At 60.8% G+C, this 23,642-nt stretch carries 22 protein-coding genes and 1 riboswitch; of the genes, 12 read left to right on the forward strand and 10 right to left on the reverse strand.

All coding sequences use genetic code 11. The annotated features are described in order from the left end of the window. Nucleotides 1-27 precede the first annotated feature (27 nt). Nucleotides 28-579: a cytochrome b gene (locus J5M57_RS18600; protein WP_025109173.1), complete on the forward strand. Its 552-nt coding sequence runs from the start codon at nucleotides 28-30 to the stop codon at nucleotides 577-579. Nucleotides 580-611: 32 nt separating this feature from the next. Beyond that, the gene (locus tag J5M57_RS18605; RefSeq protein WP_207848397.1) at nucleotides 612-1,205 is read left to right on the forward strand and encodes a YceI family protein; all 594 of its coding nucleotides are present in this window, start codon (nucleotides 612-614) and stop codon (nucleotides 1,203-1,205) included. A gap of 235 nt (nucleotides 1,206-1,440) precedes the next feature. On the opposite strand, the gene J5M57_RS18610 is transcribed toward J5M57_RS18605, so the two are convergent. From J5M57_RS18610 to ahcY, 4 genes are all read right to left on the reverse strand, one after another. Then, nucleotides 1,441-3,315 (reverse strand): DEAD/DEAH box helicase, encoded by a 1,875-nt coding sequence (locus tag J5M57_RS18610; RefSeq protein WP_207848398.1) that lies wholly within the window; start codon nucleotides 3,313-3,315, stop codon nucleotides 1,441-1,443. Between the two features lie 222 nt (nucleotides 3,316-3,537). Next, nucleotides 3,538-4,350 (reverse strand): transporter substrate-binding domain-containing protein, encoded by an 813-nt coding sequence (locus J5M57_RS18615; protein WP_207848399.1) that lies wholly within the window; start codon nucleotides 4,348-4,350, stop codon nucleotides 3,538-3,540. A 169-nt stretch (nucleotides 4,351-4,519) separates the two neighbouring features. Further along, a complete protein-coding gene (metF, locus tag J5M57_RS18620) occupies nucleotides 4,520-5,365 on the reverse strand; it encodes a methylenetetrahydrofolate reductase [NAD(P)H] (protein ID WP_047297145.1) in 846 nt (281 codons plus the stop codon). 189 nt (nucleotides 5,366-5,554) lie between these two features. After that, complete coding sequence (gene ahcY / locus J5M57_RS18625; RefSeq protein ID WP_064589610.1) at nucleotides 5,555-6,964, reverse strand: adenosylhomocysteinase; 1,410 nt, start codon at nucleotides 6,962-6,964, stop codon at nucleotides 5,555-5,557. 23 nt (nucleotides 6,965-6,987) lie between these two features. Beyond that, nucleotides 6,988-7,086: riboswitch (S-adenosyl-L-homocysteine riboswitch) on the reverse strand. A 196-nt stretch (nucleotides 7,087-7,282) separates the two neighbouring features. On the opposite strand from ahcY, the gene J5M57_RS18630 reads away from it, so the two are divergent. After that, nucleotides 7,283-7,690 (forward strand): hotdog domain-containing protein, encoded by a 408-nt coding sequence (locus J5M57_RS18630; RefSeq protein ID WP_003229043.1) that lies wholly within the window; start codon nucleotides 7,283-7,285, stop codon nucleotides 7,688-7,690. A gap of 197 nt (nucleotides 7,691-7,887) precedes the next feature. Continuing rightward, complete coding sequence (locus tag J5M57_RS18635) at nucleotides 7,888-8,793, forward strand: formate/nitrite transporter family protein (RefSeq protein ID WP_064589609.1); 906 nt, start codon at nucleotides 7,888-7,890, stop codon at nucleotides 8,791-8,793. Here J5M57_RS18635 and J5M57_RS18640 read toward each other — a convergent pair whose 3' ends face one another. Then, nucleotides 8,794-10,059: a sodium:proton antiporter gene (locus tag J5M57_RS18640; RefSeq protein ID WP_207848400.1), complete on the reverse strand. Its 1,266-nt coding sequence runs from the start codon at nucleotides 10,057-10,059 to the stop codon at nucleotides 8,794-8,796. 157 nt (nucleotides 10,060-10,216) lie between these two features. Here J5M57_RS18640 and J5M57_RS18645 point away from each other — a divergent pair, with 157 nt between their 5' ends. Then, entirely contained in the window at nucleotides 10,217-11,050 is an 834-nt protein-coding gene (locus J5M57_RS18645; protein WP_207848401.1) for an EamA family transporter, read from the forward strand. Between the two features lie 40 nt (nucleotides 11,051-11,090). After that, entirely contained in the window at nucleotides 11,091-11,474 is a 384-nt protein-coding gene (locus tag J5M57_RS18650; RefSeq protein WP_064589606.1) for an MAPEG family protein, read from the forward strand. 116 nt (nucleotides 11,475-11,590) lie between these two features. Here the strand turns inward: J5M57_RS18650 and J5M57_RS18655 are convergent, their stop codons facing one another. Further along, nucleotides 11,591-12,769 (reverse strand): MltA domain-containing protein, encoded by a 1,179-nt coding sequence (locus J5M57_RS18655; RefSeq protein ID WP_064589605.1) that lies wholly within the window; start codon nucleotides 12,767-12,769, stop codon nucleotides 11,591-11,593. Nucleotides 12,770-12,897: 128 nt separating this feature from the next. Here J5M57_RS18655 and J5M57_RS18660 point away from each other — a divergent pair, with 128 nt between their 5' ends. Further along, nucleotides 12,898-13,347 carry a cytochrome c gene (locus tag J5M57_RS18660; RefSeq protein WP_169843427.1) on the forward strand — a complete coding sequence of 150 codons (450 nt, stop codon included), beginning with the start codon at nucleotides 12,898-12,900 and terminating at the stop codon, nucleotides 13,345-13,347. A gap of 177 nt (nucleotides 13,348-13,524) precedes the next feature. On the opposite strand, the gene J5M57_RS18665 is transcribed toward J5M57_RS18660, so the two are convergent. From J5M57_RS18665 to J5M57_RS18680, 4 genes are all read right to left on the reverse strand, one after another. Continuing rightward, entirely contained in the window at nucleotides 13,525-13,920 is a 396-nt protein-coding gene (locus J5M57_RS18665; RefSeq protein WP_064589603.1) for a DUF1090 domain-containing protein, read from the reverse strand. A 95-nt stretch (nucleotides 13,921-14,015) separates the two neighbouring features. Beyond that, entirely contained in the window at nucleotides 14,016-15,692 is a 1,677-nt protein-coding gene (gene ligB, locus J5M57_RS18670) for an NAD-dependent DNA ligase LigB (protein ID WP_207848402.1), read from the reverse strand. Nucleotides 15,693-15,922: 230 nt separating this feature from the next. Next, nucleotides 15,923-17,113, reverse strand: a complete 1,191-nt coding sequence (metK, locus tag J5M57_RS18675; protein WP_003229025.1) for a methionine adenosyltransferase — start codon at nucleotides 17,111-17,113, stop codon at nucleotides 15,923-15,925. An 18-nt stretch (nucleotides 17,114-17,131) separates the two neighbouring features. After that, on the reverse strand, nucleotides 17,132-18,127 hold the full coding sequence (locus tag J5M57_RS18680) for a metalloregulator ArsR/SmtB family transcription factor (protein WP_207848403.1): 996 nt from the start codon (nucleotides 18,125-18,127) through the stop codon (nucleotides 17,132-17,134). A 257-nt stretch (nucleotides 18,128-18,384) separates the two neighbouring features. Between J5M57_RS18680 and tkt the strand changes: the two genes are divergently transcribed. From tkt to J5M57_RS18705, 5 genes are all read left to right on the forward strand, one after another. Continuing rightward, nucleotides 18,385-20,382, forward strand: a complete 1,998-nt coding sequence (gene tkt, locus J5M57_RS18685) for a transketolase (protein WP_169843430.1) — start codon at nucleotides 18,385-18,387, stop codon at nucleotides 20,380-20,382. 152 nt (nucleotides 20,383-20,534) lie between these two features. After that, a complete protein-coding gene (gene epd, locus J5M57_RS18690; RefSeq protein WP_064589599.1) occupies nucleotides 20,535-21,593 on the forward strand; it encodes an erythrose-4-phosphate dehydrogenase in 1,059 nt (352 codons plus the stop codon). Between the two features lie 26 nt (nucleotides 21,594-21,619). After that, nucleotides 21,620-22,783: a phosphoglycerate kinase gene (locus J5M57_RS18695; RefSeq protein ID WP_083367689.1), complete on the forward strand. Its 1,164-nt coding sequence runs from the start codon at nucleotides 21,620-21,622 to the stop codon at nucleotides 22,781-22,783. A 34-nt stretch (nucleotides 22,784-22,817) separates the two neighbouring features. Next, nucleotides 22,818-23,039, forward strand: coding sequence for a hypothetical protein (locus tag J5M57_RS18700; RefSeq protein ID WP_064589597.1), 222 nt, complete (start codon nucleotides 22,818-22,820; stop codon nucleotides 23,037-23,039). 57 nt (nucleotides 23,040-23,096) lie between these two features. Continuing rightward, nucleotides 23,097-23,429: an MliC family protein gene (locus J5M57_RS18705; protein ID WP_064589596.1), complete on the forward strand. Its 333-nt coding sequence runs from the start codon at nucleotides 23,097-23,099 to the stop codon at nucleotides 23,427-23,429. Nucleotides 23,430-23,642 lie beyond the last annotated feature (213 nt).

The following is a 23,642-nucleotide window of genomic DNA, read 5'->3' on the forward strand; positions in this document are numbered from 1 at the left end:
GTTCGCAGTTCTCACAGGATTTGGGCAATGCAGCTACGTAACTCTTCTTCGCGCTATGGTTGGGTCAGCATCTTCATGCACTGGGGCGTGGCGCTGGCGGTCTTCGGGCTGTTCGCGCTGGGTCTGTGGATGGTGGGGCTGGATTACTACAGCAGCTGGCGCAAAGACGCGCCGGATCTGCACAAGAGCATCGGTCTGGTGCTGTTGGGTGTGATGGTGTTGCGGGTGCTCTGGCGCTTTATCAGCCCACCACCGCCGACACTGCAAAGCTACAGCCGCATGACCCGCATCGGCGCCAAATTCGGCCACGGGTTTCTGTACCTCGCGCTGTTCGCTGTGATGATTGCCGGTTACCTGATTTCCACCGCAGACGGTGTCGGGATTCCGGTGTTTGGCCTGTTTGAAGTTCCTGCACTGGTTTCCGGGCTACCGGATCAGGCAGATACCGCTGGGGTGATTCACCTGTGGCTGGCGTGGGCGCTGGTAATTTTTTCCGGCCTCCATGCGTTGGCAGCATTGAAGCACCACTTTATCGATCGTGATGCGACCCTGACTCGAATGCTCGGTCGCAAAGCCTGATGTTCAACCTCGACTCCAAAGGAAAAGAAAGCATGTTGAAAAAGACTCTGGCCGCTCTGGCAATCGGTTCTGCCGTGCTGTCCGCCAACGTAATGGCCGCTGATTACACCGTCGACAAAGAAGGCCAGCACGCTTTCGTCGACTTCAAGATCAGCCACCTGGGCTACAGCTACATCACCGGTACCTTCAAGGACATCGACGGCAAGTTCAGCTTTGACGCCGCCAAGCCTGAAGACAGCAAAATCGAATTCAACGTGAAAACCGCCAGCGTGTTCACCAACCACGCCGAGCGCGACAAGCACATCTCCAGCAAAGACTTCCTGGACGTGGGCAAATACGCTGACGCCAAGTTCGTCTCCACCAGCGTCAAATCCACCGGCAAGAACGCCTCTGGCAAAGACACGGCTGACGTGACCGGCGACCTGACTCTGCACGGCGTCACCAAGCCAATCGTGGTCAAGGCGGTGTTCCTGGGTGAAGGCAAGGATCCATGGGGCGGCTACCGTGCCGGCTTCGAAGGCACCACCAGCATCAAGCGCTCTGATTTCGGCAAGATGATGGACCTGGGTCCACAGTCCGACAACGTCGACCTGTACATCTCGTTTGAAGGTGTGAAAGCGAAGTAATTTCGCCGCCACACAAAAACGCCCCCGGTCGAAAGGCGGGGGCGTTTTTTATTGTCCGTCACAATACAGATCCCCTGTAGGAGCTGCCGCAGGCTGCGATCTTTTGATGTTGGTTTTTGAAGATCAAGATCAAAAGATCGCAGCCTGCGGCAGCTCCTACACAAAGCAATTCGCATGATCCATAAAAAATGCCCCGGCTCTTTCGAGTCGGGGCATTTTTCATTGCAGCGTCAAATCAGCGATTGCGGGTCAGCAAGGCTGGTTTTTCGCCGCGCGGGCGGGTCGGCAGTTGATCGAGCTGCTCAGGTGTCGGGAAGCGGTCAGCCTTGGACTCCTTGTGCATGATCTTCGGCCCGGTGCTGCGCGGGTTCTGCACGGCTGGCTCGGTACGTGGTTGATCATCACGGGCCGGACGGCGGTTGCGCGACGAGGACGACGATTCGTCACGACGGCCCTGGCCGTCACGCGGAGCACCGTTGCGCGGGCCGTTGCGTTTGGCCGGCGGGGTGCCAGTGCTCGAACCGTTGCTGTTGCGCGGACCATTCTGGCGACCCTGCGGCTGACCGCCGCGTGGCGCGCCGGCACCAGCACCCTGACCTGGTGCGCCTGGACGGCGACCACGGCCACCGGCCGGGGCAGCTTTCGGCACGTAGTCAACGCGGTTACCGAAGTTATCGATATCGTCGTCGAGGAACTCGTCCGGTGCACGATCAGCAGCGGCGCGTGGTGGCTGGCTCGGACGCTGTTCGCGGGCCGGGGTGCCTTCACGTGGCTTTTGCTGGCGGGCAGGGCGCTCGCCGCGTTCGCCGGCCGGTTTTTCCTTGCCCTTGTCCTTGCCTTTGTCTTTGCGACCGCCGCCACCGCCGCCGCCATTCGGACCGTCGCCGCGTGGGCCACGTGGATTGCGCGGGTTGCGCACGTCCGGACGCTCACGCACTTCCGGCTTCTCGGCTTCAATGGTGCTCGAATCGAAGCCCATCAGATCGCCATCGGCGATCTTCTGCTTGGTCATGCGTTCGATGCTTTTCAGCAGTTTTTCTTCGTCCGGGGCCACCAGCGAGATCGCCTCGCCCGAACGACCGGCACGGCCCGTACGGCCGATACGGTGCACGTAGTCTTCATCGACGTTCGGCAGTTCGAAGTTGACCACGTGTGGCAACTGGTCGATGTCCAGACCGCGAGCGGCGATATCGGTCGCTACCAGAATGCGCACTTCGCCGGCCTTGAAGTCAGCCAGGGCTTTGGTGCGGGCGTTCTGGCTCTTGTTGCCGTGGATCGCGACGGCGGGCAGGCCGTGTTTGTCCAGGTACTCGGCCAGGCGGTTGGCGCCGTGCTTGGTTCGGGTGAACACCAGCACCTGTTCCCAGGCGCCGGCGGTGATCAGGTGCGCCAGCAGGGCACGCTTGTGGCTGGCCGGCAGACGGAACACACGTTGCTCGATGCGCTCGACCGTGGTGTTCGGCGGCGTCACTTCGATGCGTTCCGGGTTGTGCAGCAGCTTGCCGGCGAGGTCGGTGATGTCTTTGGAGAAAGTCGCCGAGAACAGCAGGTTCTGACGCTTGGCCGGCAGACGCGCGAGGACTTTCTTCACGTCGTGCACGAAACCCATGTCGAGCATGCGGTCGGCCTCGTCGAGGACGAGGATTTCCACGTGGGACAGGTCAACGCTGCCCTGGCCGCACAGGTCGAGCAAACGACCCGGGCAGGCAACAAGGACGTCAACGCCACGGGACATGGCCTGAACCTGCGGGTTCATGCCGACGCCGCCGAAGATGCAGGCGCTGACGAATTTCAGGTCACGGGCGTAGATCTTGAAGCTCTCGTGAACCTGGGCCGCGAGTTCGCGGGTCGGGGTCAGGACCAGTACGCGCGGTTGGCGCGGGCCATGACGCTGGGATTTGTCCGGGTGACCGTTGGGGAACAACCGCTCCAGGATCGGAAGGGCGAAACCGCCGGTTTTACCGGTACCTGTCTGTGCCGCAACCATCAGGTCGCGACCTTGCAACACGGCGGGAATGGCCCGCTGTTGCACCGGAGTAGGCTCGGTATAGCCCGCATCTTCGATGGCACGGACTAAAGCCTCGGAGAGACCGAGGGAAGCAAAGGACATGAGTAATCCTGTTTTAGTTAGGGCTTGGCCCAATGGGAGTCTTGCCTGGCGCGAATCGCGTTTAAGAGGACGCGATCCCGTCCGGTCCTGCTGCGGTCTCGAAGGCACGTCAGGAGCGCTCGCGCGGGCTGAAAAGCTGCGCTGTAGCGGGTCTAGAGGCCTGTTACGGTTCCGGGCGTCCGGGCGTGAGCCTGGCGGGAACGCCGGAGTATAACAGAGCAATCACTGCGCGCTGCTTTCCTGCTGCTCAACGGTTTTGCTGCTGGCCGACGCGTTGCTCAGCGGCGCGGTGCCAGCCGGTGCTGCGCCGTAGCGTGCGCTGAGCTCGGCGTAGGCCGGTTCGCGCTTGAAACGCTTGAGTTCGGCGCCGAAACGCTGCACCAGCAGATCCATCCCGGCATTGCGTCGAACCGCCAGATATTGGCTCTGACGACTGATGACGGTGGGGTTTTCGGTCATTTGATCGCGGATATTCAGCTGATCGAGCAAGTGCTGACCGACGCGGCGATCGGTGATCAGCAAGTCGATGCGCCCGCGCAGCAGTTTGCCGAAGTTGGCCTCGTGGGTCGGGGCCGGCTCGCGGATAAACAGCGTCGATTCGCTGAAGTCCGGGCTGTACAGATACCCCGGCGAGGTGCCGATGGTCAGCCCTTTGAGATCTTCGAGCTGATGGAACGGGTGCGGGCGGTCCTTGGCGTAGAACATCACGAATTCGACGTCCGACAGCGGTTCGCTGGGATAGAGCAGGGTGGCGTCGCGTTCGACGCTGTGAAAGATGTCCAGCGCGCCGTCAGCCTGGCCGGTTTCGAGCATCGACAGGCAGCGCTTCCAAGGCAGGAACTGCCATTCCACCTCGATGCCCAGGCGTTTGAACACGATGGCGGTGGTTTCGTAGTCCAGGCCGAGTTTCTTGCTGTCCTCTTCGTAGACGTAAGGTGCCCACGGCTCGGTGACAATACGCAACTTCTCGCCCCGAGCGGCAAAGCTCAGGCAAGCAAAAACCAGCACCGTGAATAATTGCGCGATCAAAGGCATGGCTTGAGATTACGACGAGAAACGCGAAAGAGCCAGAAAGTGGCTGCACAAGCTCTAATTCGGGGATTTAAAAGCAAAAGATCGCAGCTGCGACACCCCTGTAGGAGCTGCCGAAGGCTGCGATCTCTTGATCTTGCTTGTCGCTTTCAGCTTGAAGCTTGCAGCTGCCTCAACGCGGCAACTTCAGGTTGTTCCAGATCGCCAGGCTCGGTTCGGCCTGGTTCATGGAATAGAAGTGCAGCCCTGGTGCGCCACCCTGCAGCAGGCGTTCGCACATTTCGCTGACGACTTGCTCGCCAAAGCGCTGAATGCTCTGGCTATCATCGCCGTAGGCTTCCAGCTGCTTGCGGATCCAGCGCGGGATTTCCGCACCGCAGGCATCGGAGAAGCGCGCCAGCTTGCTGTAGTTGGTGATCGGCATGATCCCCGGCACCACCGGAATGTCCACGCCCAGTGCCTGCAAACGATCGACGAAGTAGAAGTAGCTGTCGGCGTTGAAGAAATACTGGGTAATCGCGCTGTCGGCGCCGGCGCGAGCCTTGCGCACGAAGTTGGCGAGATCGTCTTCGTAGTTGCGCGCTTGCGGATGCATCTCCGGGTAAGCGGCGACTTCGATGTGGAAGTGATCGGCGGTTTCTTCACGAATGAATTCGACCAGCTCATTGGCGTGACGCAGCTCGCCGCTGGTCATGCCCATGCCGGACGGCAGGTCGCCGCGCAGGGCAACGATGCGCTTGATGCCAGCCGCCTTGTACTCGTTCAGCAGGCCGCGCAGGTCGTCCTTGCTGTCGCCGACGCACGACAGGTGCGGTGCGGCCGGTACTTTGACTTCGCTTTCCAGTTGCAGAACGGTGTTGAGGGTGCGATCACGGGTCGAACCCCCGGCGCCATAGGTGCAGGAGAAGAAATCGGGATTGTACGTTGCCAACTGACGGGCAACGTTGAGCAGCTTTTCATGCCCAGCATCGGTCTTGGTCGGGAAGAACTCGAAGCTGTAGCGACGGTCTTGGGACATGGTCATACCCTTGAAAACACGTAAGCCTGCGGTATGTTTCATCTGTAGGAGCGGGCTTGCATGTGGCGAGGGAGCTTGCTCCCGCTGGAGCGCGCAGCGCTCCCAAAATCCTGGGGTCGCTTCGCAACCCAGCGGAAGCAAGCTCCCTCGCCACAACAAGTCATTCCAGCAAATGAAGCAGCCGGTTACTTAGTAGCGGTAAGCGTGCGGCTTGAACGGGCCTTCGACGGTCACGCCGATGTAGTCAGCCTGTTGCTTGGTCAGTTGAGTGACCACGCCGCCGAAGCCGCGAACCATTTCCAGGGCCACTTCTTCGTCGAGTTTCTTCGGCAGTACTTCAACGGTCAGGCGCTCGGCTTTCTGGGCTGGCGACAGGTCGGCGTACTTCTGGCCGAACAGGAAGATCTGCGCCAGTACCTGGTTGGCGAACGAACCGTCCATGATGCGGCTCGGGTGACCGGTGGCGTTGCCCAGGTTCACCAGACGACCTTCGGCCAGCAGGATCAGGTAGTCGTCGTTCTGTGCGTCGAACGCGCCAGGGCCGGTACGGTGGATCTTGTGTACCTGTGGCTTCACTTCTTCCCATGCCCAGTTCTTGCGCATGAAAGCGGTGTCGATTTCGTTGTCGAAGTGACCGATGTTGCAGACAACAGCACGCTTTTTCAGCGCTTTGAGCATGTTGGCGTCGCAAACGTTGACGTTACCGGTGGTGGTCACGATCAGGTCGATCTTGCCCAGCAGCGCTTTGTCGATGCTGGCTTCGGTGCCGTCGTTGATCCCGTCGATGAACGGCGAAACCAGTTCGAAGCCATCCATGCAGGCCTGCATGGCGCAGATCGGGTCAACTTCGGAAACCTTGACGATCATGCCTTCCTGACGCAGGGACTGCGCGGAGCCCTTGCCCACGTCACCGTAACCGATGACCAGCGCTTGCTTGCCGGACAGCAGGTGGTCGGTGCCGCGCTTGATTGCATCGTTCAGGCTGTGACGGCAGCCGTACTTGTTGTCGTTCTTGGACTTGGTCACCGAGTCGTTGACGTTGATGGCCGGGATCTTCAGCTCGCCCTTGGCCAGCATGTCCAGCAGGCGGTGAACGCCGGTGGTGGTCTCTTCGGTCACGCCGTGAACGCGGTCCAGCACTTGCGGGTACTTGTCGTGCAGCAGCTGGGTCAGGTCACCGCCGTCGTCGAGGATCATGTTGGCGTCCCATGGCTGGCCATCCTTGAGGATGGTCTGCTCCAGGCACCACTCGTACTCTTCTTCAGTCTCGCCTTTCCAGGCGAAAACCGGGATGCCGGCAGCGGCGATGGACGCAGCAGCCTGATCCTGAGTCGAGAAAATGTTGCAGGACGACCAGCGTACTTCGGCACCCAGGGCAACCAGGGTTTCGATCAGCACGGCGGTCTGAATGGTCATGTGGATGCAGCCGAGGATTTTCGCGCCCTTGAGCGGTTGCTCGGCAGCGTATTTGCGGCGCAGACCCATCAGGGCTGGCATTTCCGATTCGGCGATGATGGTTTCGCGACGGCCCCAGGCAGCCAGGGACATATCGGCAACTTTGTAATCGTTAAAATCTGCAGGCGTGATAACAGCGCTCATGAAGAGCCTCCATTCGTAATGTATGCGAATGGGCGCCGTTGTGCGTTTAGTGTCCGGCCGTGGCCAGTCAACGCCCCATCCGAGCCTGACAGGTTGAACCTGCTGCAGCGCCCCTCGGACAGGTGGCGGGAAAACGGTAGCAAGTGAACGTTACCGTTTTGAAACGGGGGCGATTATAGCCGTCTAGACTGATCTTCCAAAGGGTTTCTGTCGGCCAGATGAAGATCGCTAATGGCGACCATAGTAGAAGGCTCATGGAGCATGACCGCTCGGTCTGCCAAGATGACGCCATCTTTCGGCAAACGCTCAGGAGTGAACATGAATTTCCACACCCGCAAATGGGTAAAACCCGAAGACCTGAACCCCAACGGCACCCTGTTCGGCGGCAGCCTGCTGCGCTGGATCGACGAAGAAGCGGCGATCTACGCCATCGTCCAGTTGGGCAATCAGCGCGTGGTGACCAAGTACATTTCCGAAATCAACTTCGTCAGCGCCTCGCGCCAGGGCGACATCATCGAACTGGGCATCACCGCTACCGAGTTCGGTCGCACCTCGATCACCCTGACCTGCGAGGTGCGCAACAAGATCACCCGCAAGAGCATCCTCACGGTCGAGAAAATGGTCTTCGTGAACTTGGGCGAGGACGGCCTGCCGGCACCGCACGGGCGGACCGAGATCAAGTACGTCAAAGACCAGTTCAAGGAAGATGAACTCGTTACCAAATGACATCAGGGGTATGGCTATCGCTGGCAGGCTGGCTCCCACAGGGTTCACTCTGGACCTGTAGGAGCTGCCGAAGGCTGCGATCTTTGACGGTGTTCGGGTAGAGCAAAATCAAAAGATCGCAGCCTTCGGCAGCTCCTACAGAACGTATTCCAATTGGCAGGGGTCGTAGCTGAAAGCCCCCCACTGGTTCCCGCGCCATGAGCACCCCGACAGACGGCAAGACCCCCAACCTCTCGACCGATGAAAAACATGAAGTCGAGAAAAGCCAGCCGCCCCGCGCGGCGGTTCTGCATGAAATCATCCGCACCCAGGGCGACCAGGAACTGGAGCGCAGCATCGCCGCGTTGTGGTGGTCGGCGTTGGCGGCAGGGCTGACCATGGGCCTGTCGCTGATGGGCATGGGCCTGCTCAATTCGCGTCTGCCCGAAGGCGATGAATTCAAGGTGATCGCCAGCTTCGGCTACTGCGCGGGTTTCCTTGCGGTGATCCTCGCGCGCCAGCAACTGTTCACCGAAAACACCCTGACCGCCGTCCTGCCAGTGATGTCCAAACCGACCCTGGCCAATTTCGGCCGGTTGATCCGCTTGTGGGGCGTCGTCCTGTTCGGCAACTTGTGCGGCACGATTCTGGTGGCGTACGTGATGCTCGAGTTGCCGATCTTCGACACCAAGACCGATCACGCCTTCCTCGAAATCGGCCGCAAGGTCATGGAAAACCACGCCAGCCAGATGTTCGCCAAGGGCATCGTCTCCGGCTGGATGATCGCCACCATGGTCTGGATGATCCCGTCCATGGAAAGCGCCAAGATGTGGATCATCATCCTCATCACTTACCTGATGGCGCTGGGCGACTTCACCCACATCGTGGTCGGGTCGGCGGAAGTGTCGTATCTGGTGTTTGCCGGCGAGCTGCCGTGGAGTGATTTCTGGATGGTGTTCGCCGGGCCGACGCTGGCGGGCAATATCATCGGCGGCAGCTTCATCTTCGCCCTGATCAGCCATGCGCAGATCCGCAGCGAGAGCGGCGTGCCGAAAGAGACAGGCAAGGCGAAACAGTCTGCGGATCAGGCCGACAAGCCTGACCCGCAGCAGATCAGAAAATGATCAGTGGTGTGCGGGGTCGGCCGCGGTGGCCGGCTCGTCACGGGTGGCATGCTTGACCAGTTTGCCGATGGTCAGACCCTGCAACAGGATCGACGACAGCACCACGATGTAGGTAATGCTCAGCAGCAGATCGCGCTCCGGACCCAATGGCAGGGCCAGCGCCAGTGCCACCGACACACCGCCGCGCAAACCGCCCCAGGTCAGGATGCGGATGGTGCCGCGCGGCACTGTGCGCCAGCGCCGTAGCAGGACGATGGCCGGTGCCACGGTGAGCAGGCGCGACAGCAGAATCGCCAGCGCCAGCAAACTGGCCGCCGCCACGTGCGCCCAGTTGAACGGCAGCAGCAACAGCTCCATGCCAATCAGCGCGAACAGCAAGGCGTTGAGCATGTCATCGAGCAGCTCCCAGAAGCCGTCGAGGTATTTGCGGGTCATGTCGTTCATCGCCAGGTTGCGCCCCAGGTTACCGATGATCAGACCGGCCACCACCATCGCAATCGGCGCCGAGACGTGCAGCTCGGTGGCCATCGCCGAACCGCCGATCACCAGCGCCAGGGTCAGCATCACCGTGATCTGATGCTGCTGGACGCTTTTGATCATCCGGTACACCCCATAACCGATCAGCCCGCCGAACAGCACGCCGCCGATGGCTTCGTGAACGAATAGCATGGCCGTGGCGCTGATCGTCGGCGTCTCGCCCAGTTGGGCGATGCCCAGCAGCACGGTAAACACCACCACCGCTGTACCGTCGTTGAACAGCGACTCGCCGACGATCGTGGTTTTCAGCGGCTTGGAGGCATTGGCCGTACGCAAAACGCCGAGCACCGCAATCGGGTCGGTCGGCGAAATCAGCGCGCCGAACAGCAGGCAGTAAAGGAAGCTCACGTGCCAACCGAACAGGGCAAAAATGTAATAGGCGAGGCTGCCGATCACGACGGTGGCAATCAGCACACCGAAGGTCGCCAGCAGGCCGATCGGCCAGCGATAGCTGCGCAGGTCGTTGAGGTTGACGTGCAGGGCGCCGGCGAACAGCAGGAACGACAGCATCCAGTTCATCAGCAGATCGCCGAAGTCGATCTGGCCGATCAGTTGCTGTACGCGTTCCTCCAGGCCGGGGTAGCCGAGCAGGCTCAGGCCTTGCAGCAACAGGGAGAACATCAGCGCGGTGACCATCACGCCGATGGTCGGCGGCAGGCCGATGAAGCGGTAATTGACGAAGGTGAGGAGGGTGGTGAGGCAGATGAATGCGGCTACGAGTTCAAGCATCCGGGGTCCTTTGGATGGGGGGTGGAAAGACAGCGCCCCGATTCTTCGGTGCAAAGGTTGGATGGGCTGATCCGGGGTCGGGACACAATGATCTCCCCTCGGTTGGTCAGCCGCAGACATTGGTGTAGGGTCAACCGCAAAAAACAAGGAGTAGAACATGCTGGCGACAGTTCTGGTGTTGATAGCGGCGCTGTTGCATGCGGCGTGGAATACCCTGATCAAGTTCAGCGCCGAACGGCTGCTGGTGGTCGCGTGCATGGACACGGTGGCGCTGTTGTCCGTGGCGCTGGCGTTGCCCTTCATCAGCCTGCCGCCGCTGGACATCTGGCCGTGGATTCTGGCTTCGGCGGCGTTCGAACTGCTTTATCGCTATCTGCTGATTCAGGCCTATCGGGTCGGCGACCTCGGGCTGGTCTATCCGCTGATGCGCGGCTTGTCGCCGCTGGTGGTACTGGCGCTGACCCTGATCTTCGCCGGCGAAGTGCTGACCGCGCAGCAGATCTTCGGGATCATGCTGATTCCATTGGGCATGGCCTGCCTGCTCTGGCAGGGCGGCGGCGGGAAGCATTTGCCGTGGTCGATGCTGCCGGTGGTGGCGCTGATCGGGCTGTGCATCGGTTGCTACACCTACATCGACGGCCAGGCTTTGCGGCGCTGGTCGCATCCGCTGGATTACCTGGTCTGGGTCACGCTGCTCAGCGCCTGGCCGTTTCCATTGCTGGCGTGGGTCGCCAAACGTCCGGCGTTCCTGGTGTTCTGGCGCGAGCAGTGGAAGCTGGGGCTGGCGGTCGGGTTCTGCGTGTTGTTCAGCTACGCTCTGGTGCTGTGGGCGATGCAGCTGGGCTCGATTGCCGAGGCAGCGGCCTTGCGCGAGATCAGCGTGATCCTGGTGGTGCTGTTTGGCATGCGCTATCTGAAAGAACCTTTCGGCAAGCCGCGGCTCTTAGCCTGTGGGTTGGTGCTGATCGGCATGCTGGTGATGAAGTTCTGACTGCCCGCGAATCCGATAAATCAGAAGAAGGGACGGCGTTATGACAGTGGCTTTGTGGTGTGTGTTGATCGCGATTTTCCTGCCGTATCTGTGCACGATCGTGGCCAAGGCCACTGGCGGTTTCAGACTCAGGGACAACCATGATCCCCGGGATTTTCTTGAAAGCGTGGGGGGCGTGGCGCGACGGGCGCATGCGGCGCAACTGAACAGTTTTGAAGTGACCCCGGCCTTTGCGGCGGCGGTGATCGTTGCGCACCTGGTGGGCACGGCACAGTTGGTGACAGTGAACGTGCTGGCGGTGATGTTCATCACCAGTCGCCTGCTGTACATCATCTGCTACCTGGCGGACTGGGCGATCCTGCGTTCAGTGGTGTGGTTTATCGGGATGGGGTTGATTGCTGCGTTCTTCTTTGTGTCGGTCTGATTATTGTTGCTGATGGCCTCATCGCGAGCGGGCTCACTCCTACAGGGGGACGCATTCCAAATGTAGGAGTGAGCCTGCTCGCGATGGCTATCTAACAGTCACCGATGATCTAGTAGTTACTTCTTCTCCGTATCGGCAACCTGAGGCACTTGCGGCAGCGCCGCACCTTTAGGCCAGAGCATCCAGATCTGCCCCTGCTGTTTCATGTCCCCGGCCAGTTGCCCGGCCGCATCGCCAGTGCCCCAGAACAGATCCGCACGAACCTCACCGGCAATTGCGCCACCGGTGTCCTGCGCCGCGACCGGACGAACCAGCGCCGTGCCATCCGGGCGGGTGGTCGACAGCCACAACAGGCTGCCCAACGGAATTACCTTGCGGTCTACCGCCGCGCTGTAACCAGCAGTCAGCGGCACGTTCAGCGAGCCGCGCGGACCCTCGTTGCTGTCCGGGTTGCGGGTGAAGAACACGTAGCTCGGGTTGCTGCCCAGCAGTTCCGGAATGCGCGACGGGTTGGCCTTGGCCCAGTTGCTGATCGCGCTCATGGTCACGTCTTCTTTCTTCAACTCGCCCTGTTCCACCAGCCAGCGGCCGATCGGTCGGTACGGGTGGCCGTTCTGGTCGGCGTAGGCGATACGCAGTTGTTTGCCGTCCGCCGTCTGAATCCGCCCGGAGCCCTGAATCTGCAGAAATTGCAGATTCATCGGGTCAGTCAGGTACGCCACCACCGGGGCTTTGACGCCTTTGGATTCGATGGTTGCGGCATCGTCGTACGGCTTGAGCACCCGACCTTCAAGGCGACCGCGCAGGCGCTTGCCCTTGAGTTCGGGGTAAATGCTGTCCAGCGACACGATGATCATGTCTTCGGGCACACCGTACACCGGCACGTTGGCCACGTCGGTGGGCGTCAGGCTGCCGGGGTAGACCGGTTCGTAGTAACCGGTGATCAAGCCATTGGGGTTGTCGTTCTCGGCGCGCAGACCGAACACGTCGAGGTTCTGCTTGAGGAACGCGCGGATCTCGTTGGCGCTCTGCGGCACGTTGGCTGCGGCGGCGCAGGTGCCGCCCCAGACCGGATCGGCCTTGAGTCGGGTGCAGGCGCTGCGCCATGAGCCGAAGCCGGCGACCAGATCGCTGTCGGACACGGCCGGCAAGGCTTCCCAAGTGGCGCTGGAATACGTGGCCAAGGCATGGGTTTTCGGTTTGGCCGTGTCGCCGCCGGTACAGCCGGCAAGGATCGCCAGCAGTGGCAGGGTTGCGATCAGTGGGTGACGCCAGGCCTTGAAACGGCTGTTCATGGAGTGATTCCTGTGGCGGTTGCCCGAGTGCTCCATGCGCTCCGGCAACCCGTATTTTTAATAGGGCTATTGGTGTTTGTCGGTGACGCGAGGATACTGGCCGCCGAATTCCGTGACCTGAAGCCACCATGACTCTTAAAAGAATTTCTGTTGTATTGCTGGCCTGTCTGACCTTGTCCGCCTGCGGCGGTGTCGATCCGAATTCCCCGCTGGGTCAGCGCAAGGCGATCTTCAAGCAGATGCTCAAGACCGGCGAAGACCTGGGCGGCATGTTGCGTGGACGCATTCCGTTCGACGGGCCGAAATTCGCCGACGGCGCGGTGAAGCTTGATGCGTTGTCCCATGAGCCGTGGAAGCATTTCCCGCAGGTGCGCGAAGAAGATCACACCAGTGCCAAGGATGATGTCTGGTCGCGTCAGGCCCGCTTTCAGGAATTGGCCCGCAACCTTGAAGCGGCCACCGGTGAATTGGTGATCGCCAGCAAGGTCCAGCCATACAAGGTCAGCAACCTGGGGCCGGCGGTGCAGAAAGTTGAAGATGCCTGCAGCGCTTGCCATAAAGAGTTTCGGGATCATTGATTGTGAGGCTGCCGGACAACTGAAGACTGTGGCGAGGGAGCTTGCTCCAGCTGGGCCGCGAAGCGGCCCCAACCCCATTCAACCGAACAGACTCAACTCGACTGAATGGGGTTGCGACGGCTGCGCCGCCGAGCGGGAGCAAGCTCCCTCGCCACAGGAAATCTCCTTCAATACGGGTTACTTGTCGATCTGATCCAGCGCATCCTGCAGCTCTTTGCGCGACTCGGCGAGCTTGTTCTTGCGCTTGTCGATCTTCTCCGGATCGCCTTTCTTCATTGCCTTGTCGAGATCAGCCTGGCGCTTGCTGACTTCGTGCTTGGCTTCCAGCACCTTGTTTTCGCGTTCTTTCTTCAGGCCGGCATCGGTGCAGTTCTTGGTCACTTCATCCAGAGCGGTTTGCAGACCGGCCTGCTGCTCGGCGTTGCCACGGGATTTGGCCTGTTCGATCTGATTGATGATGCCCTGCTTCTTGGCGGCGCAACCGGTCAGGCCCGGGGCGTCTTCGTCGGCCATCACAGGAGCGGCCAGGACGCCACAGAGAGTCAGCAAGGCGAGCGGTGCAAGAAATTTCATAAAAGCTCCATGTGCAAAGGCAGTCGGGTCGGGGGCACTGCGCTGTTTGAGCGTCTGACGGCCCTTGGGTTCCCGGCTGCCGGGGGATTGCGTGATCAGAAACCGTCGATTCCGGCGGCGCGTAATGTTTCACTCAAGGCCAGCACCTGCGGGTCGCGGAAGAATGCGCTCAATTGCGCCGCGCGGCCCGGGCCGATACCGGCGTGTGCCTGCCATTGTTCGGTGTCGCGTTGTGCCAGCGCCTGCCATGAATCAGCCAGTTGAGCCCCACCTGTCGGCGGCAGACCCAACGCTTTGAGCCACTGCGTGAATGGCCGTTGGCGGGCGCTGTGGAAACTGTGTATCAGGCGCGCACTACTGCGTTCGCCGAAGCCGGCAATGTTAGCAAGCTCTGGCTCATCGAGGGTCAACCAATCCAGCAGGTTGTTCAGGCGGCCTGTTTCCAGAAGTTTCTCCCAGGTGCCTTTGCCCACATGGGGCATCGCCAGCCCTTGCTTGCCGCTGAGCCAGGTCAGGCGCGCGAGAAACTGGCTTTCGCAGCCGGGTGTCGGCTGCCAACAGCTCAAGGCGTGGAAATCACTGGCGTCGGGAATGTCGATGGCGGCACGTTCGGTGGTGCGCAATACCACATTGTCGAGCCGTGGAATGGTCAGCCCGGCCAGACTGATTGCCACCTGGTCGCCGGGGCGGACGTCCAGCGCCTGCCAGCGCTTGAGCGAACTGGCACTGACCCGTTTGATCTCCCGGTCATCGAGCATGACTGGCGTGAGCTCCAGCACCGGGGTGATGCGGCCGGTGCGGCCGACCTTGAAATGCACTTTGCGCACCTCGGCCAGCGCCCGGGCAAACGGGTATTTCCAGGCCACGGCCCAGTAGGGCGCGCTCGCCTGCCAGCGCTCAGCCGGTGGGCGCTGGCTCTGGCGCAGGACAATGCCGTCGCTGGCGAATGGCAGCGGTGATCGATACCAGTGCTCACGCCACTTTTGAGCGTCTTCAAGGTTGACGATGGCCTGAGTGAATGGCGCTATCGTGGCGAAACCCAAGGTCGCCAGCGTCGCTGTTCTTTCGGGCAGGCTCGCCGGGCCTTGCGGCCAGTCCCAGACGAACAGGCCGATACCGGCTGCCTGCTCGGCGCTCAGGGTTTTACGGCTCATCAGCCCGGCAACCGTGGCGCGGGCGTTGACGCTGCCGGCGCGGGCTTGCACATGTTCGGTCAGGCGCCAGTAGAGTTCACCCTGCACCAGCAGATCAAGGGGCTGTGTCAGTTGTTGTGGAATGGCGCTGATCTTTTGTGCCGACGCTGTCCAGTCCTGGCCGCTGATGCCGTCGCCACGACTGATCGCTTGCTGCAACAGGCCGCGACGGTAGATCAGGGTCACTGCCACACCATCGACCTTGGGTTGGACCCAGACATCCCGGCGGTCCCGTAACCAGGCTTGCACCGCCGCTGCTTCGTGCAGTTTATCCAGACCGGTGTGCGCGATCGGATGGGCGACTGAGCCAGATGCGCTGCGTAAAGATTCGGGTGCGGGTGGTTGCTGGAAACATTGGCGCCATTCGTTGAGCCGCAATCTGGCCTGATCATAGAGCTCATCGGCAATTAGCGAGCGGCCTTCGCGGTGATAGGCGTCGTCCCACTGGTCGATCTGTGTTTGCAGGGCGCTGATCTGGTTTTGCGCGGTGGCGGCGGACCAGTCCGGGCAGGCACCGAAAGCGAGCAGGGGGGTGAAACTCAGCAGAAAAATTGAAAACAGGCGCAGCGTGGCAAGCATGGTGAGCGTCCTTGCTCAGGGGGAATGCTTGAAGGCTAGGTGAGGATGGCGGGTCAGGTCGCCTGGGTGTTTTGCGGGGTGTTGCGCAAGGTTAAAGTCAAAAGATCGCAGCCTTCGGCAGCTCCTGCAGAATGCATTCCCATGCAGGCTGCGATCCTTTGATCTTTGCAAGCATGAAAAAGCCCCGCACGGCGCGAACCGTGCGGGGCTTTTTGTACCGCCAGGGAGTCTTACAGACCAGCAGCGGAACGCAGAGCGTCGGCGCGGTCGGTTTTTTCCCAAGTGAAGGTGGTGAAGGTGTCTTCGCCAACCGTCTTGGTCTGCGGAGCGCGACCGAAGTGGCCGTAGGCTGCAGTTTCCTGGTACATCGGGTGCAGCAGATCCAGCATGGTGGTGATTGCGTATGGACGCAGGTCGAACACTTCACGCACCAGTTTGATGATCTTGTCATCGCTGATCTTGCCGGTACCGAAGGTGTTCAGCGAGATCGAAGTCGGCTGGGCCACACCGATCGCGTAGGACACCTGGATCTCGCAACGCTCGGCGAGGCCGGCCGCGACGATGTTCTTGGCCACGTAACGGCCAGCGTAGGCCGCCGAACGGTCAACCTTCGATGGATCTTTACCGGAGAACGCGCCACCGCCGTGACGGGCCATGCCGCCGTAGCTGTCGACGATGATCTTGCGACCGGTCAGACCGCAGTCACCTACCGGGCCGCCAATGATGAACTGGCCGGTCGGGTTGATGTGGAACTGGGTGTCCTTGCTCAGCAGCTCGGCAGGCAGTACGTGCTTGACGATCAGCTCCATCACGCCTTCGCGCAGGTCTTTGTACGACACTTCAGGGTTGTGCTGGGTCGACAGAACCACGGCGTCGATACCCACGACCTTGCCGCCTTCGTAACGGCAAGTCACTTGCGACTTGGCGTCCGGACGCAGCCAAGGCAGCAGACCCGATTTACGGGCTTCGGCCTGACGCTGCACCAGCTGGTGCGAGAAGGTGATTGGCGCAGGCATCAAAACGTCGGTTTCGTTGCTGGCGTAGCCGAACATCAGGCCCTGGTCGCCGGCGCCCTGATCTTCAGGCTTGGCACGGTCAACACCCTGGTTGATGTCAGGGGACTGCTTGCCGATGATGTTCATCACGCCGCAGGTGGCGCCGTCGAAGCCGACTTCGGAGCTGGTGTAGCCGATGTCGCAGATCACGTCACGAACGATCTGCTCCAGGTCGACCCAGGCGCTGGTGGTCACTTCACCGGCAACGATGGCAACGCCGGTCTTGACCAGGGTTTCCACAGCAACGCGTGCGTGTTTGTCCTGGGCAATAATGGCGTCCAGCACCGCATCGGAAATCTGGTCGGCGATTTTGTCCGGATGTCCTTCAGACACGGACTCGGAGGTGAAGAGGGAGTATTCGCTCATCTCGATGTTTTCCTGAATTTACCGATGGTGAGTGTCGCCAGCCGGTCGCTGAAAGTGGCGAACCTGGATCTGGAAACCATTACGTAAGCCTACATAGAGGCTGTCCCCGGGAACGAGTCCCGCAGCGGTGGCCCAACGGGCCAAATCGTCCTGTTCAAACCCCAACCACAGATCACCGCAGGCCTCCCTGGCCCAACTCTGGTTGTGGCTACATAACTCTGTCACGAGCAGGCTACCGCCCGGTTGCAGCAGGCCGGCCATGTGCTTGAGCGCTTCGGCCGGCGCGGCGAAATGGTGCAAGACCATGTTCAGTACTACGCAATCGGCCAGAAGGCTGGTGCCATTCAATGCATCGGCCAATTGCAGGCTGACGTTAGCCAGCTGTTCACGTTCACATACCTGACGCGCCAGTTCGAGCATCGCCGGGCTGTTGTCCAGCGCGGTTACGGTGCCGAAGCGGCGGGCCAGTTCCGGCAGAAAAGCACCATCGCCGGGGCCGACTTCAATGGCCGTGGCAGCACCATTGAAGTTCAGTTTGTCGAGCAGGGCCAGCACGCTGTCACGGTATTGCGGCAGGCCTGCAATCAAGTCTTGCTGGGCGCGAAATTTCTCCGCCACCCGTGCGAAAAAGTCCTGGCTGGCGGCTTCACGTTGCCCGTGGACCTGGGCGATGCGCGCCTGCACATCGTCCGGCAGCGCCAGATTGTCGACTTCTTCTAACAGTGCCGCGTGCAACTTGCCGCCCAGCAGTTCAGTGTGGGGCAGGGCGCGGCGATAGAAAATCGCGTTGCCTTCGCGGCGTGTCGCCACCAGATCAGCCTGCGCCAGCACCTTTAGATGGTGGCTCATGCCGGACTGACCAATGCCGAAGATCTGCGCCAGTTCCAGTACACCGAACGAATCGTTGGCCAGCGCGCGCAATACATTCAGGCGCAGCGGATCGCCACCGGCCTTGCACAGGGCCGCCAGCTCGTCGCAGTCGTCATGGCGAATGGAAGGCACGCGTAAGTTCATGGGGCAGCAGTCTAGTGATGGCGGGAAATCGCTGCAAGGTCAATATCAAAAAGTTTTGATATTGCTCGATAGATGGCACTTCTCACTGGCTGGTTAACTCTACAAACGAACAGCGGAAAGGTTTCACCTACAGAATCCACTGTTAACCACGGGAAAAACGCCTCCGTATGACTATCTGTCATTGCCCCGAGGCGCTCCGGTGAGGGAAAATGCCCTCCTTTTTTCCGTTTCAATTATTCACACCCAGGAGATCAGCGATGCCTAGCCGTCGTGAGCGTGCCAACGCCATTCGTGCCCTCAGCATGGATGCCGTGCAAAAAGCCAACAGCGGCCATCCCGGTGCCCCTATGGGTATGGCAGATATCGCCGAAGTGCTTTGGCGCGACTACCTCAAGCACAACCCGAGCAATCCTTCGTTCGCTGACCGTGACCGCTTCGTACTGTCCAACGGCCACGGCTCGATGTTGATCTACTCGCTGCTGCACCTGACCGGTTACGACCTGTCGATCGACGACCTCAAGCAGTTCCGTCAACTGCACAGCCGCACCCCGGGTCACCCGGAATTCGGTTACACCCCGGGCGTCGAGACCACCACCGGCCCACTGGGTCAGGGTCTGGCCAACGCTGTGGGCTTCGCCCTGGCAGAAAAAGTCCTGGGCGCGCAGTTCAACCGTCCTGGCCATGACATCGTTGATCACCACACCTACGTGTTCCTGGGTGATGGCTGCATGATGGAAGGCATTTCCCACGAAGTGGCGTCCTTGGCCGGTACTCTGGGCCTGGGCAAGCTGATTGCTTTCTACGATGACAACGGCATCTCCATCGACGGCGAAGTCGAAGGCTGGTTCACCGATGACACCCCGAAGCGTTTCGAATCCTACAACTGGCAGGTGATCCGCAACGTCGACGGTCACGATCCGGAAGAGATCAAGACCGCCATCGAGACCGCGCGCAAGAGCCCGCTGCCGACCCTGATCTGCTGCAAGACCACCATCGGTTTCGGTTCGCCGAACAAGCAGGGCAAGGAAGACTGCCACGGCGCCCCACTGGGTGACGCGGAAATCGCCCTGACCCGTCAGGCGCTGAACTGGAACTACGGCCCGTTCGAAATCCCGGCCGACATTTATGCCGAGTGGGATGCCAAGGAAAAAGGTCGCGCCGCCGAAGCCGAGTGGGATCAGCGTTTCGCTGCCTACTCCGCCGCGTTCCCGACCGAAGCCAACGAGCTGATCCGTCGTCTGAGCGGCGAACTGCCGGCTGACTTCGCCGAAAAAGCCTCGGCCTACATCGCTGAAGTGGCGGCCAAAGGCGAAACCATCGCCAGCCGTAAAGCCAGCCAGAACACCCTGAACGCCTTCGGCCCACTGCTGCCGGAACTGCTCGGCGGTTCGGCTGACCTGGCCGGTTCCAACCTGACCCTGTGGAAAGGTTGCAAAGGCGTCAGCGCTGAAGATGCCAGCGGCAACTACATGTATTACGGCGTGCGCGAATTCGGCATGACCGCGATCATGAACGGCGTGTCCCTGCATGGCGGTCTGGTGCCTTACGGCGCGACCTTCCTGATGTTCATGGAATACGCCCGCAACGCCGTACGCATGTCGGCACTGATGAAGAAGCGCGTCATCCACGTCTACACCCACGACTCCATCGGTCTGGGCGAAGACGGCCCGACGCACCAGCCGATCGAGCAACTGACCAGCCTGCGCACCACACCGAACCTCGACACCTGGCGCCCAGCCGATGCCGTTGAATCGGCCGTGGCCTGGAAAAACGCTCTGGAACGTAAAGACGGCCCATCGGCGCTGATCTTCTCGCGTCAGAACCTGCAGCACCAGGAGCGCGATGCCGGCCAGATCGCCGACATCAGCCGCGGTGGCTACGTGTTGAAGGACTGCGCAGGCGAGCCTGAGCTGATCCTGATTTCCACCGGTTCGGAAGTCGGTCTGGCCGTTCAGGCCTACGACAAGCTGACCGAGCAGGGCCGCAAGGTGCGCGTGGTTTCCATGCCTTGCACCAGCGTGTTCGACGCTCAGGACGCTGGCTACAAGCAATCGGTTCTGCCGTTGCAGGTCAGCGCACGTATCGCGATCGAAGCGGCACACGCCGACTTCTGGTTCAAGTACGTGGGTCTGGAAGGTCGCGTGATCGGCATGACCACCTACGGCGAATCGGCACCGGCTTCGGCACTGTTCGAAGAGTTCGGCTTCACCCTGGAAAACATCCTGGGTCAGGCTGAAGAGCTGTTGGAAGACTAAGTCCGACAGTTGTGTTGTCCGGGCTGACGCCATCGCGAGCAGGCTCACTCCTACAGGGTTTTACGTTGCCCATGTAGGAGTGAGCCTGCTCGCGATAGCGTCGGTTCAGATAATAAAGAGCTTTCTGATTCACCACGGTAATCGAGAACCCCATGCCTCAACCGCGTCCTTACAAAGTTGCACTCAACGGCTACGGCCGGATTGGTCGTTGCGTCTTGCGTGCGTTGTTCGAGCGAGGCTCGACGGCAGGGTTTGAAATTGTCGCGATCAACGATCTGGCTGACATGGCCAGCATCGAATACCTGACACGCTTCGACTCCACCCACGGCCGTTTTCCCGGCGAAGTGCGAGTAGAAGGCGATTGTCTGCATATTAATGGCGACTGCGTGAAGGTCCTGCGCAGTGCCACCCCCGAAGGCATCGATTGGGCCGCTCTTGGCGTCGATCTGGTGCTGGAGTGCTCCGGCGCCTATCACACCCGTGAAGACGGTCAGCGTTTCCTCGACGCCGGCGCGCCACGCGTGCTGTTCTCGCAGCCGATGGCCAGCGAGGCGGATGTCGACGCCACCATCGTCTACGGCGTCAATCAAGACTGCCTGACCGGCGACGAACTGCTGGTGTCCAACGCCTCCTGCACCACCAACTGCGGCGTGCCGCTGTTGCGCTTGCTGGACAAGGCGATCGGCCTGGATTACGTGTCGATCACCACGATTCACTCGGCGATGAACGATCAGCCGGTCATCGACGCCTATCACCACGAAGACCTGCGCCGCACCCGTTCGGCGTTCCAGTCGGTGATCCCGGTGTCCACTGGTCTGGCACGCGGCATCGAGCGCCTGCTGCCGGAACTTGCGGGGCGAATCCAGGCCAAAGCCGTACGCGTGCCGACGGTCAATGTGTCCTGCCTCGACATCACGATGCAGACCGCCACCGCGACCGATGCCAACGAGGTCAACCGGATCCTGCGCGAGGCCGCTACCAACGGCCCGCTCAAAGGTCTGCTGGCCTACACCGAGTTGCCGCACGCCAGTTGTGATTTCAACCATGACCCACATTCGGCCATCGTCGATGCCAGTCAGACCCGTGTTTCCGGCCCGAAACTGGTGAACATCCTGGCCTGGTTCGACAACGAATGGGGTTTTGCCAACCGAATGCTGGACGTTGCAGAACACTATCTGCAAACAGCGATTTCAAAAAAACCTGCTCTCTAAGAACAGCTACTCAGGAAGTGCGACCCATGACCGTGTTGAAGATGTCCGACCTCGATCTGCAAGGTAAGCGCGTATTGATCCGCGAAGACCTCAACGTCCCAGTCAAGGACGGTGTTGTCACCAGCGATGCGCGTATCCTGGCTTCGCTGCCGACCATCAAGCTGGCCCTGGAAAAAGGTGCGGCGGTGATGGTGTGCTCGCACCTGGGCCGTCCGACCGAGGGCGAGTTCTCCGCCGAGAACAGCCTCAAGCCAGTCGCCGACTACCTGAGCAAGGCCCTGGGCCGCGAAGTGCCGCTGGTGGCCGATTATCTGGGCGGCGTTGACGTCAAGGCCGGCGACATCGTGCTGTTCGAAAACGTGCGCTTCAACAAGGGCGAGAAAAAGAACGCCGACGATCTGGCCCAGCAATACGCCGCCCTGTGCGACGTGTTCGTGATGGACGCGTTCGGCACCGCGCACCGCGCCGAAGGTTCGACCCACGGCGTGGCCAAGTTCGCCAAAGTCGCCGCTGCTGGCCCGTTGCTGGCCGCTGAACTGGACGCACTGGGCAAGGCGCTGGGCGCACCGGCCAAGCCGATGGCGGCCATCGTTGCCGGCTCCAAGGTCTCGACCAAGCTCGACGTGCTCAACAGCCTGAGCCAGATCTGCGATCAACTGATCGTCGGCGGCGGCATTGCCAACACCTTCCTGGCGGCTGCCGGTCACCCGGTGGGCAAATCCCTGTACGAGCCGGACCTGCTCGACACCGCGCGCGCCATCGCTGCCAAAGTCAGCGTGCCATTGCCGGTTGACGTAGTAGTCGCCAAAGAATTCGCCGAAACCGCAGAAGCCACCGTCAAGCTGATCGCTGACGTTGCCGCTGATGACATGATTCTGGACATCGGCCCGCAAACCGCAGCCAACTTCGCCGAACTGCTGAAATCGTCGAAAACCATTCTGTGGAACGGCCCGGTCGGCGTGTTTGAATTCGACCAGTTCGGCAACGGCACCAAAGTGCTGGCGCAAGCCATCGCTGAAAGCTCGGCGTTCTCCATTGCTGGCGGTGGCGACACCCTGGCCGCTATCGATAAATATGGCGTGGCTGAGCAAATCTCCTACATTTCCACCGGGGGTGGTGCGTTCCTCGAATTCGTCGAAGGCAAGGTGCTACCGGCCGTTGAAGTCCTGGAAAGCCGGGCCAAGGCCTGAGGCCGCCCGTTTGGCCAGGCAAAGGAGTGGTCACATGGTCAAGTCGTTAGCACTGTTGTTGCTGACCGGTACGCTGGCGGCCTGCGGGAGTAACCCGAAGGCCGAGGCGACGCCTGCGCCGGGTGCGGTGCAGAAAGGCTGCTATCAGGCCGACTGGCAGGCCGAAACCAACCCGGTGCTGAACAAGCGCTCGGGGCCGGACGGTCTGGACAAATACGAGACGCAAACCCCGGCCAAGGAACATGGTTGTCCTTGACCGGTCTGACTCTTTAACTCAGGGCTGGCGGCGTTGGCCGTCAGTCGAGGAACACGGATGAAAGGCTTGATCGCCATTGCGGCGTTGGCATTGTTGGGTGGTTGCGCGCAGATGAACCTGTTTCAGTCGTCTGCCCCTGCGGATAACTGGACAACCTGGACCTGCGACAGCCAGGCCAAAGTGCTGTGGCGCTATACCGATGCCAGCCAGAAAGAAGTCGATGTGCGGCTGGGCGGCGGTGATCAGGTCTATCGCCTGAAAGAAGAGCCGGGCGCCTCGGGCGTGCTGTACAGCGATGGCATGCTGGCGTTTCACGTCAAGGGTGACGAAGGCCTGGTGTACTGGGTTGCCACCAATGACCTGATCGGCCGCGGCTGCAAGGCGCAGTAAACGAATACGCTACAGATTCATCGTGGCAATGGCCTTTGTGGCGAGGGAGCTTGCTCCCGCTGGAGCGCGAAGCGGTCCCAAAACCTTGCGGCCCGGTGTTTCAGAATGACCGTGTTTGCAGGTTTACGGCTGCTGCGCAGCCGAGCGCGAGCAAGCTCGCTCGCCACAGGTTGGTACACATACAGGTTTTGCTTTATCGAATCACCAGACCGG

The organism is Pseudomonas sp. 86_A (assembly GCF_017491705.1).
Classification (GTDB): Bacteria; Pseudomonadota; Gammaproteobacteria; order Pseudomonadales; family Pseudomonadaceae; genus Aquipseudomonas; species Aquipseudomonas koreensis.